General features: G+C 47.7%; 9 protein-coding genes. 4 read left to right on the plus strand and 5 right to left on the minus strand.

Annotated elements, in window-relative coordinates:
- Positions 1-43: 43 nt before the first annotated feature.
- The 5 genes from MMB75_RS23560 to MMB75_RS23580 all read right to left on the minus strand — a co-directional run bounded on the left by MMB75_RS23560 (position 44) and on the right by MMB75_RS23580 (position 7,021).
- Positions 44-1,291: a stalk domain-containing protein gene (locus tag MMB75_RS23560; RefSeq protein ID WP_257126588.1), complete on the minus strand. Its 1,248-nt coding sequence runs from the start codon at positions 1,289-1,291 to the stop codon at positions 44-46.
- A 248-nt stretch (positions 1,292-1,539) separates the two neighbouring features.
- A complete protein-coding gene (locus MMB75_RS23565) occupies positions 1,540-2,289 on the minus strand; it encodes a YcnI family copper-binding membrane protein (protein WP_045245242.1) in 750 nt (249 codons plus the stop codon).
- Positions 2,290-2,320: 31 nt separating this feature from the next.
- Positions 2,321-4,039 carry a copper resistance CopC/CopD family protein gene (locus MMB75_RS23570; protein WP_045245243.1) on the minus strand — a complete coding sequence of 573 codons (1,719 nt, stop codon included), beginning with the start codon at positions 4,037-4,039 and terminating at the stop codon, positions 2,321-2,323.
- Between the two features lie 254 nt (positions 4,040-4,293).
- Complete coding sequence (locus MMB75_RS23575) at positions 4,294-6,144, minus strand: bifunctional diguanylate cyclase/phosphohydrolase (RefSeq protein ID WP_039268785.1); 1,851 nt, start codon at positions 6,142-6,144, stop codon at positions 4,294-4,296.
- 283 nt (positions 6,145-6,427) lie between these two features.
- A complete protein-coding gene (locus MMB75_RS23580) occupies positions 6,428-7,021 on the minus strand; it encodes a DUF5317 domain-containing protein (RefSeq protein ID WP_025363828.1) in 594 nt (197 codons plus the stop codon).
- 202 nt (positions 7,022-7,223) lie between these two features.
- Here MMB75_RS23580 and MMB75_RS23585 point away from each other — a divergent pair, with 202 nt between their 5' ends.
- The 4 genes from MMB75_RS23585 (at position 7,224) to MMB75_RS23600 (ending at position 11,747) form a co-directional block, all read left to right on the plus strand.
- Entirely contained in the window at positions 7,224-8,453 is a 1,230-nt protein-coding gene (locus tag MMB75_RS23585; RefSeq protein WP_019685926.1) for a multidrug effflux MFS transporter, read from the plus strand.
- 113 nt (positions 8,454-8,566) lie between these two features.
- Entirely contained in the window at positions 8,567-8,917 is a 351-nt protein-coding gene (locus tag MMB75_RS23590; RefSeq protein ID WP_016818842.1) for a metal-sensitive transcriptional regulator, read from the plus strand.
- Between the two features lie 55 nt (positions 8,918-8,972).
- On the plus strand, positions 8,973-9,173 hold the full coding sequence (locus MMB75_RS23595; protein ID WP_016818841.1) for a copper ion binding protein: 201 nt from the start codon (positions 8,973-8,975) through the stop codon (positions 9,171-9,173).
- Positions 9,174-9,290: 117 nt separating this feature from the next.
- A complete protein-coding gene (locus tag MMB75_RS23600; protein ID WP_031462699.1) occupies positions 9,291-11,747 on the plus strand; it encodes a heavy metal translocating P-type ATPase in 2,457 nt (818 codons plus the stop codon).
- Positions 11,748-11,971 lie beyond the last annotated feature (224 nt).

An 11,971-nucleotide genomic window follows, 5' to 3' on the forward strand; every position in this document is an offset into this window, starting at 1 on the left:
TAGCGGGCGGAATAAGAACGGGATATCTTTATAAAATATAATCTTATTTAAACTCGATGGCTTCGTTCATCTGTGCCCAGGCTGTTTCTCCGATGATGCCCAGACGCCAGATAGCGATTCCTTTGAGGTCATAACGTTTGGCTAAACCGATCTTGGCGTTAACGGTGCTGTCTTTTTCGCTACCCATTGAAATTCCCAAAATGAGCTTATCCCGCGAGGTTTCCTTCAACGCCAGTTGTATGGCTTCGTCCACTTTATCTAGTGGCTCAGGCGTAGATTTTTGTCCGTAATCATAGGCCATGATGATCAGATCGTCCGCCAGATTACCCAGCGTCTTGTAATCATAACCAGTGTAAGAGCTATTCAGCGGATGCAGAACGACGGTGAGCTTGAGTCCCGCGTGATGCGCTTTGGCCGATAACTTTTTAATAAAAGCGTTGTAATCAGAACGAGCTTTGGCCTTATCGCCGCTCCAGCCTAATCCTTCAAGATCTAACGTAATGCCCTTGAACTGCTTATCGGTGGCAGTGCTGACGATTTGGGAAATGGTTTGTTCTTGAAGCTGCGTATTTTCCAAAACCTTGGTTAGCTCATGATTACCGTCTACAGAATAAACCATCAGGTAAGGGGAAGTCCCCTGGCTATCTGCTTCTTGTAGAATAGACTCAGGCGTTACAGCTCCAGCGGCTTGAGGCCATTTATATTCTTTGCCAGTCGTTGTGAATTGTCCGTTCGTATCAATTCGGCTCCAGCCGAAGGCAACGGCATTAAAATTCGGTATTTTGGATTTTTGGTCAAAGGAAGACAGCGCATAGAAGCCTACAGTATACATAGCTTCACGTGGCGATGTAATAGAGACTGTCCGTGTTCCCTGATTCCAGTTGACTGTGGCTCCAAACTGTTGCCCGAAAAAGCCCAGCGGAATCATCGTGCTGCCGCGCACGGTTTGCGGTGCGGCTGTTAGTTGAACGGTTTGTCCGTCTACTGTGGCATTGCGGCTCCCCATTTTGAGAACTACCTGCTTGGTTGCACTGCCTTGCGTTTTGGTAGCGGTGATGCTTTGGCTGGCTTGATCCCATTTCACTGTAATGCCCAGAGCCTCAGAAATAGCGCGAAAGGGAACCATCGTCGTGCCGTCCATCATGGCAGGCTGTACAGGGAACGGCAATGGATATCCGTCCAGCATGATGCTGATCTTACTCGCCTCCGCTTGTGCCATGGGGCTATAGATGCCCGCTGCGGTACTCAGAAGGATAACGCTAGATAACAAAGCCTTATTTACGATTTTCATCCTATGATCTCCTATGCTCAATAGATTGCAATGCTATCATGTTAGAATCGTGAGGTTTCTACCATTTTACCAAAAAAATGATAGATAGGTGAATGTGAAATGATAGGATGAGATAAATCTGAGTATGTATTTAAGCTGAATAGTATAAGAAAAACATCGTTATTTTTCATATAAAAAAAGCTGACACCTTTTAAAACGGTGTCAGCCTTTTCTTTTTAAAACAGTTTTATATTTTATTGTAACCCCGATTACTTGCCGCGCTTGAGTGCAATGCCTACTGCTGCTGCACCAAGCACGACTGCTACGATCGAGAGGACAAGTGCTGTGGTTTGTGCAGCAGAGCTGGCTGGAGCAGAAGCAGCAGGGGCAGCCTCAGCAGCATTGTCCGAGGTAGGTGCGGTGCTGCTGCTATCTTTAGCCGTATCTGTGCTTGCATGACCCTCTGCGGTGCCTGCCGAATCATGTCCGCTGTCTGCGGCAGGAGCAGGAGTTTCCGGTGTGGCATCCGCCGTGATTGTAGTAATGGAATGAGGATTGTTACTTCCTTCATCGCCTGTCCATTCCACAATACTTCCGTCACTGTAATATTGGAAGGCGTCCCAGGCTGCTGCAGTATTCTGATCTGCATTTTGTGCTACAAAGCTGAAGCGTTGGTACTGACCCGCTTGAATTCCGTCTTTTTCGGACGTCCAGGTGACGGTAGTTATTTTGCCAGAGCTGTCTTTTTCGGTGGCTACCTTCCATTCCGGTACTGGCTCGTATTGTTTGAAAACGACCTCTTTGGGAATTTTCAAGGCCACTTTAGTGGTTGGAATGTTTTTTTCCACAGGCACTTTCAACGTGTACGTTTCCCACGCATTAGGTTGTGAAACAGAAGGCTTGACCGTCACATGCGCACTGGCCATACCTGCAAAAAGCAAGGCACCAGCCGCAATTAAACCCATGGAAGTTGCTAACCTGGACAACCTGGATTTTGCTGTTTGAATCGTTGTATTCATATTTATTTCGCTCCTTTTAAGAATAAAATAATTATTTTTTACCTTCTACTTGCAGAGTGAATTCAGCATCAACCGCATCGAGTGATGCTGTCAGAGCATGTACTTTTACCGCCCATGTTCCTTCGGAGGTTATCAATTCCTGACTGCGGAAAGGCTGTTGCTGCTTCACGGGCAAGACAAATTCCTGTTGATCTTGGTCAGGATTAGCTGGGATAAGCGTTAATGTGACCTGCTGGATTCCTGAAACGGCAGCCCCCTTGCTATCCTGAACGGATACCTTAAATTCATTGCTGCCCACAGCATTAGGGCTGACTGCCAGTGTAACGCTGTATTCGCCAGTAGTGCGAGTCTCCTCAAACGGTACAGCAGGTGCCTGGCCAGGTGACAGGTGAGTGAGCACCGCTGCCAGTAGCATCACGAGCAGACCGACGGACAGCTCGGTACGCAATCCTCCGACGGCTCGCTTGCTCGCCGCCGCTTGCCGAGCGCTGCGAAACTGGCTGGCTGCGAAGACCAGCATCACTAGCAGTAGCGCTGCTTTACCAAGCAGAACGAGTCCATAGGATGTGTTCAGCAGCATGGAGGGAGCTGGAATGTACAGCACCGCTCCATAGATACCAGTGGCGAGTAGCGCCGCCACCATAGCCATGCCCCAGCCAGCGAAGCGGCGCAGGACCGTTTGTCGCAGAGTTGCCTGCACGGATACAGGGAGCTCCAATCCGGCAACAGGCAGACACACCACCATGACGGCAAGTGATCCGATCCAAAAAGCTGACGCTGCAAGATGGACGAAATCTGCCACAATGGCTGGAGCCGGGTGGGTGACTGCTGCCGGATGCCCGACAAAGGCCTTGGACAGCATGAGGCTCAGCGTGAGTAAAACGGAGCTGTAGCCCCAAACACGGCGCTGGCGATCAGAAATGCTGGGATCGATCGCATAAATTAGCGTTACGCTTAGAAGCAGCACGAGAATCATCTGGATAAACCAGATTTGCCCTGCTCCCGTAAATTGAAGAGCTTCTCCCAGAATAGGGAGTGAGAAGCCCTCCCCGATGGAGACTCCGGCATCCCAAGACGCCTGAAGCGGTAGGCTAATTAAAATGACAGCAGACGTTATGCCGTAGCCGCTCCAGAGCAGCTTAGTCCAACGGGGTAATGTGTCAGAGGGTCGATGACTAAGCGTCTGCTGTTCACTGCGATTCTTGGCTCGGTTTATGCTCGGTAAGAGGAACAGTCGGAAACAAATCGCTCCAAACAGCAGCGATAACCCTATGTAAAGGAGCCAACGGACAGCAATTAAGTCGATTCGTGATGTCCCAGAGCTTTCAGAAGGGGTAGCTTGATCGGTATACGCATTGGAACCGCTACCTACTTGAAATGGAATCACTCCATTGACTGGGTGTCCATCTGCGGACAAAGCTCTCCAAGTGATGGTGTAAATTCCATTCTTCACCCCTGGAATCAATTGGATCTCCATGGTGGATTGGTGCTCTGGATTGAGCTGTGCTTTTCCTGTGTCGACCCGCTTGCCTGTTTCATCAGTCACTTTGATGGACATGAAGGCAGACTGCAAATCTTCGTTGAAAGTGATAGTCACCTGAGAAGGGGACTTGTCCAAAACCTGATTTTCGGTCGGGCTGGATTCAACGACAAATGCATGAGCCCACGATGAGTGAGGAAACAGGAACAGAAGAGGGAGACACAGCAATAAAAGACAAGCCACACGGGCTGGTCTGGACAGGTACAACATGCCTGTGAAGTCACCTTCTCTCGATTACTTGAAGCGAGGATATCCTCATTTGTAGCATTTTATACGGACAAACCAATTCCTATCTTAATCATAGTGCATATAGCGTGAATAGATGGAGCGAATTATGACATTTATATGAAATTTGAAATAATAAGCATGATGCAAAATGCCACTCTTATGAAAAGTCCCTACTGTGAAAGAAATCGCCTGGATTTCTTTCACAGTAGGGATAAAGTGGAATAGTGTATGAGACATTAGATGCCTGCTTCTATAGACTGCGTGAAAGCAGGTTGCTTATGTTGAATATATTGGATAAAAATAGCCGTTAGATCGGGATCGAATTGGCTCCCCGAACAAGTACGCAATTCTTCGATGGCCTCCTCGAATGTTTTGGTCGGTTGATAGGGACGTTCTGTTGTCATCGCGTCAAAAGAGTCGATGATCGTCAGCATCCGACACAGCCTTGGGATTTGCTCGCCCTTAAAGCCAAACGGATAGCCTCCCCCGTCATAACGTTCATGATGCAGCTCCACAAAAGGAACTAAATCTATGAATCGTTCATTGGCTTCGACAATACGTTTGCCCCACATGACATGAGCTTGTACCATCCGCCATTCCTCGCTAGACAGCTTCTCTTTTTTATTAAGAATATTCCAGGGTATTTCCAGTTTGCCAATGTCGTGAATGAGGGCTCCCAGTAAAAAACGTCGCTTATCCTTCGGACCGAGCTGAAGCACATCGCTCATGTCCGCTGCATATCTGAATACACGTTTGGAATGCTTGAAGGTGTTAATATCCTTGTACAAGAATAGATTAAGCTGCTGCTCCAGATCACGAATATCCTGTCCGAGATCGACCTCGCGTTCCACTTCATTTAGACTGCCGTGTGTATGAACGATATTTTTGCCCTGTTTCTTGGCATAGTACAGTGCTTTATCCGCTAGATCGACCAGCTGTGATTTGTCGTAGATGTCAATGCGGCTTTGTGCAATGCCTGCGGAGAAGGACAGACACCCGTGTGGGAAAATTTCAACTCCCTCGTAACGGGAATCATTCAGTTTTTTTCGGATAGCATTGACCTTTTCATAAGCTTGTTCAGCAGTATGATCGGGCATAAGCAAAGTGAATTCTTCTCCACCATAGCGGGATACGGTAATATGAGTACCGAACGTTTCCTTTTTGAGAAACTCACCGAGAAACCCCAGTAGCTGATCGCCCTTGAGATGACCGAAGTGATCATTGTATTTTTTGAAATCATCAATATCAATCAGCGCCAGACTTAGGGGAGTATTCTGCGATCTGGATGTATTTAGTTCAGCTTCAAGTGTATTTTCAAAGTAGCTGTGATTGTACAGCCCTGTTCTGCGATCCGTGTTGGCTTTTTCTTCAATCTCACGATACATCGTGAACATTTGCTTGAACGCGTGGGATAAGAGCATGCTTAGCCCCAAGAACAGCAAAAGTCCTAAAATGCCGTTGTAATAAATCAGCGTGGTCAAGACCAAAGACAGGATGAGTGTACATAAGTATACAAGCAGGGATTCTGCCAAAAAAGCCTGTTTGAGCTCATTGAACGACCCTTTATATGCGATATAGAAGTAGATGCCCAAGGTGATTGTGTTTACCGTAAAGTAGCAGATCAATGCGAGCAGGTAGGAAGCAAAATGGTCCTCGTTCAAGGCTCCCTGCGTTCCGCCGCTTAGTTCGAACACGGTTGACGACAGGAAAATGGAAAGTGCGTAAATGGAAAAATTGACGGCATGTTTCCACCAGGACAGTTCTGTATGCCGAAACGCAGCAATGATCACATTGAACAGCAAAATCAAAATGGCAATTTCAGTGCCATGCACAAAAATACAAGCGAGGTACACGGAGGAATCCATGGACTGCTTGTTACTGGCTGGTGGCAACTGGAATGTAAAATGCTCCAGAATCAGAACTGCTCCCAACAGGGAATAGATCGTGACCCACTCTGTCGTCGAATAGTGCAAAAAGGACCAATGGTTCGTATACAAGAGAACGATCAGGCCTACCATACACATGAAAAATACGTATATTCCCGTCGTGGTAACCCGTTCTTGCAGCTTTTTTAATATACTCATCATTTTTTCTCCTGCCTTGTCGTATCTTGATGTCAAAGCTACCAGGGGTGAATGGGATAATTTACAATTTTGTAATCGAAAATTTCACATGAAAAAACAGGCCGGAATCCAGCCTGTTTTGTTGAGCCTGTGCTTCCTTTTTTTCTTTATCGGTGACTAGCCTCCAATTTTGTAACCGGAAGTCAACGCGATTACGACAGAAGCAACGATAATAGCATTGATAATCACACGGGAGTATTTCAAGTTTTTCATACGGTTCCCTCCCTTCCTTGGAATAAGCTCTGAACTAGGCATGGTGGGGGTTGGTTTCTTGTTGATTATCCTTATTTCTTTTTACGACCATCACATTTTGGATAAACAGGAACATCCCGAAGTTCATGACGACATCTCCAATACTAATCACCTGCGTGCGGGGATAGGGCTTGGAAAGGGGAATGATGTCACCAAGCAATGATAAACGTGTGCTCGCATCCATCATGTAATGTTTCGAGATGACACTGCCGGATTTAAGCATATCTGTATAATAGGGACCCAGTACTTCAGAAGCGCTCAGCGAGACCGGCATCCTGCCGCCATTCACTGCCATAACGATAAAATTCATCAACACGCCGATTAAAATAAGCTTGAATCCCTTATGATGTCTGTTCAACCAGAGAAATATCAATCCGACCACGTAGACTCCCATAAATAGATACCCATTAATGGCTGCCAGCCAAGCCCACTTTTCCTGAGCATAAAAAATAATGAATTGAACCACCAGCAGCAGGGGGAACATCCAACCGGCTACAAGGCGAATATGACTGAAACGGATCAGACCTTGTCGCCAGCCTCCTCTGAACAGGCCTACAATGAGACCCAGCAGCACTCCATCATAGACCATTATCATTCTCCAGATTCTACAATTTTTTTGTTTTGGTTACCGTGTAATTCGACCTGAAATTGGTAAATTCCTGCCTGATTTATAGCAATTTTGAAAAAAAATCGCGGATTAGCGTGTAATTATTCGAAGCCAGATGAAATGAATGATATCATAATATATTGAAGTCATTATTTATATTTTAGTGAAAAGGATGATTATTATCATGAATCGGTTATCCAATACGGTAATGGTTGCCGCAGATATGACCAAATCACGAATATTATGGATTGCCTTTGTTCTGGGTGCATTAAGTGCCTTCGGACCATTGTCCATAGATATGTATTTGCCGTCACTGCCTACATTAGCCGACAATTTGCATACGACTACTTCGCTGGCACAGCTTAGTTTGACAGCCTGTCTGTTGGGACTGGCCGTTGGTCAGATCGTTGCTGGTCCGCTTAGCGATGTGAGGGGGCGCAGAGGACCGCTGGTGATTTCGCTTATTCTGTACGCCGCGGCATCGCTGTTATGTGTGTTTGCTCCAAATATCGCTGTGCTCATTGCGCTTCGCTTTATTCAAGGGCTTACGGGATCGGCGGGGATCGTGATTTCCAGAGCAGTGGCCCGTGATCTGTACTCGGGCAAAGAATTGACACGCTTTTTCTCACTGCTCATGCTGGTGAATGGTGTGGCTCCCATTGCTGCACCTGTGCTGGGCGGTGTCATTTTGAATTTTGTTTCCTGGCGCGGTGTTTTCATGGTGCTGTGTGTAGTTGGTGTGGCCATGCTAATTGCCGTTGTATTGGGTCTTCCAGAAACGTTGCCAACGAACCGTCGTTCATCCGGTGGCTTGAAGCAGACGCTAGGAACACTCGGTCATCTATTTGCAGATCGGCGCTTTATGGGTTATGCCCTCTCGCAGGCACTGATTACAGGGGCGATGTTTGCGTACATCGCTGGCTCGCCTTTCGTGCTTCAGGATATTTTCGGGGTTTCTCCCCAGACGTATAGCATCATTTTTGCGGTGAATGGTTTGGGGATTGTACTGTTTTCCCAGTTGACGGGTAGACTCGTGGGTCGATTTAGCGAACGACAGTTGCTCTTGTCAGGTCTGATAATTGCGGCTGTAGCCGGGATCAGCTTGCTTACCGTAGCTTTTACCGGAGGCCAATTGTTAGCTGTATTAATTCCGATGTTTTTTGTCGTATCCTGCGTAGGTATTGTGAGTACAACGACGACTTCACTGGCCATGCAGAGTCAGCAGCGTTCCGCAGGCAGTGCGTCCGCCATGCTTGGCTTGCTGCCTCTATTGCTGGGCTCCATCGCTTCACCGTTGGTAGGCTTGGGTAGTGGAACAACCCCCGTACCGATGGCGGTTGTTATTGCTATAGCTGAGCTTGGTGCGCTGTTAAGCTTTGTTGTACTTGCCAAGGAAGCACGCTCAAAAGTGTGAAACAAGGCAAAATGGTGACATTTTTCAGGAATGTTGACATACCCCTCGGGGGTATATTATGATGGGATTATATTAAATGCATGAGTGCATTACACCACACAGGAGGCTGATGTATGGCTGAGGAGCAACCTGTTTCCCACACTGAAGTCCACGGGACTCATTGTGGAACAGATGGGGAGAAGACAGTTAGAAAAAGTCATCATTCGGCGGAATTCAAGAACAGCCTTGTATCCCGGTTAAACCGTATTGAAGGGCAGGTACGCGGGATTAAGGGCTTGATTGAGAAGGACACTTACTGTGACGATGTGCTGAACCAGATTGCGGCTGTTCAGTCGGCACTGAATGGTGTCGGCAAGCTACTGCTGGAAGGGCATATGAAAAGCTGTGTCATTGAGCGCATGCAGGCAGGAGAGCAGGAAGTGATTGATGAGCTGCTGGTTACGGTTAAGAAGCTAATCCGTTAAAAGTAGCAGATATACACATTATGGGTATGGACGTACCCTTGAGGAGGAAACGAAAATGGCACAAGTTACATTGAACGTAGAAGGCATGAGCTGCAATCATTGCGTGAAAGCCGTAGAAGGAGCTTTGGAAAAAGTAGGCGCTACCGGCAAGGTCAACCTCGAAACGAAACAAGTAAGTGTAGAATATGACGAATCCAAGCTGAGTGTTGAAGCGCTGAAAACAGCCATTGAAGACCAAGGCTATGATGTTGTTTAAGATTAAGATGCTGTATGATGCGTGAACAGATTTGTTCGAAGAAGAAGCTTCCTTGTAAGGAGCTTTTTCTTTTTGAACACAATATACCCCACTGGGGTATGTAGAAGGAGGACTACCATGGAAAACCGCGCGACCGACGGTGATAAGCATACAACACTTCATATTACGGGGATGTCCTGCGCAGCCTGCGCAAGCCGTATTGAAAAAGGTTTAAACCGAATAGACGGAGTGGCGCAGGCTAATGTGAATTTGGCATTGGAGCAGGCGTCTATATCCTATGACCCCAAGCAGGTGGAAATCCCTGAATTCCGCGATAAAATTGCTTCTCTTGGTTTTGGAACTGTGAGTGAAGAAGCCAATTTGAATGTGACGGGCATGACTTGCGCAGCCTGTGCAGCTCGAATTGAAAAAGGATTAAACCGAATACCAGGCGTAACAGGTGCTACGGTTAATTTGGCGATGGAAACAGCTCATGTGGAATATTCTGCTGGGAGTACTACGGTTAGTGATCTGGTAAGCAAGATTGAACAGCTGGGCTACGGAGCGATCCCACAGAGTGCTGAGGACAATATTGCGGATGTTCGCAGTAAGGATATCCAACGTAAAAAATGGAAGTGGATAATATCGGCAGTGCTGTCGCTTCCGTTATTGTGGGCGATGGTGGCTCATTTTTCCTTTACCTCATGGATTTATGTACCGGAACTGTTCTTGAATCCATGGTTTCAACTTGTACTGACAACACCCATTCAGTTCATCATTGGATGGCAGTTTTATGTGGGTGCGTATAAAGCGCTTCGCAACGGCAGTTCAAATATGGATGTGTTAGTTGCACTGGGTACGTCTGCGGCTTATTTTTACAGCTTGTACCTTACCCTGCGTCCGTCTGATGTCATGCAGGGAATGGCGGGAATGCCTGTCATGACCATGCCAGAGCTGTATTACGAGACAAGCGCGGTACTCATTACGCTTATTCTGGTCGGTAAATGGTTCGAAGCGGTAGCCAAAGGACGTTCGTCTGAGGCGATCAAGAGCTTGATGAACCTACAGGCGACAACGGCACGTGTGGTACGTGATGGACAAGAGCTAGATATACCGATTGAACAAGTGCGTGTGAAGGATATCTTTATTGTGCGTCCAGGGGAGAAAATTCCCGTCGATGGTGTAGTCGTGGATGGGCGTTCGGCAGTGGATGAATCCATGTTAAGTGGCGAGAGTCTTCCGGTTGAAAAAGGAGAGGGTTCCCCAGTCACAGGAGCCACGCTCAATAAAAACGGAGTACTTCGTATCCAGGCTGAGCGTGTGGGTGGTGATACGGCGTTGGCCCGTATTATTAAGGTCGTGGAAGATGCGCAAAACTCCAAGGCCCCGATTCAGCGGATTGCGGATCAAATCTCGGGTATCTTTGTTCCCATCGTAGTTGCTATTGCCGTGATGACGTTTCTCGTCTGGTTTTTCCTTGTGACACCGTCTGATTTTGCAGGATCATTGGAGAAAATGATTGCAGTTCTCGTCATTGCTTGTCCTTGTGCGCTCGGATTGGCTACCCCAACGTCCATTATGGCAGGATCGGGACGTGCCGCTGAGTACGGTATTTTGTTCAAGGGCGGCGAGCATTTGGAAATGACCCGTTCCGTCAACGCAGTGATTTTGGATAAGACAGGTACGGTTACGAACGGCAAGCCAGAGCTAACGGATGTTATGGTTGGCGCAAGCAGCCTGGCTGAAACGGATTTGCTGCGATTGCTCGGTGCGGCAGAAAAAAGCTCGGAGCATCCGCTGGCAGAAGCTATTGTAAAAGGGATTGCTGATCGAGGTATTGAGCTAGTGAGCCCGACGGATTTTGAAAATATTCCGGGTTATGGTGTGAAGGCCTCTGTGGAAGGCAAGCAGGTATTGGTGGGCACACGCCGGTTAATGAGCAGGGAAGGCATCGCGATTGATGACTCAACCGAGCAGCAAATGAATGAACTGGAAGGCGCAGGGAAAACGGCGATGCTTGTCGCTGTGGATGGTTCCTATGCCGGATTAGTGGCCGTCGCGGATACAATTAAAGAAACGTCACGAGAAGCTGTTGCCCGTCTGCGGGCGATGAACATTGAAGTCATCATGATTACGGGTGACAATGAAAGGACGGCGCGGGCCGTTGCCGCCCAGGCGGGAATTGAACGGGTGCTGGCGGAAGTGTTGCCTGAAGGAAAGGCCGAAGAGGTAAAGAGACTTCAGGAACAGGGCAAGATCGTAGCCATGGTCGGGGACGGTATTAACGATGCGCCGGCGCTGGCTACAGCTCATATAGGGATGGCAATGGGCACGGGTACAGATGTGGCCATGGAGGCTGCCGATATTACGCTCATGCGTGGTAACCTAAATAGCATTCCGGACGCGATCGAAATGAGCCGGCGGACCATGACAAACATACGGCAAAATCTGTTCTGGGCGCTCGGTTATAACGTGATCGGCATTCCGATTGCTGCTTTAGGCTTTCTTGCTCCATGGTTGGCGGGAGCGGCCATGGCATTCAGCTCTGTTTCGGTCGTGCTGAATGCGCTGCGTCTCCAGCGCGTGAAGCTGTAAATGTTTTGATGTATTAGGCAGACGCATACTGCTGGATATTTGCAGCAAGATCGATTTGTAATTTGGAGCAAGTACGCACAATTTTAGCTTTGTGCGTACTTGCTTTTTTGCTAAGTTTTTCATTTGTCTAATCCATGGTGCCATCTTTCATTGCGTCAGGTTGCTTATCATCAGCGAAAGTTTCATAATATTTGTAGGAGTGCCATGCAAGTATGCAAGAACCT

This window comes from Paenibacillus sp. P2(2022), from assembly GCF_029522175.1.
GTDB lineage: Bacteria > Bacillota > Bacilli > Paenibacillales > Paenibacillaceae > Paenibacillus > Paenibacillus polymyxa.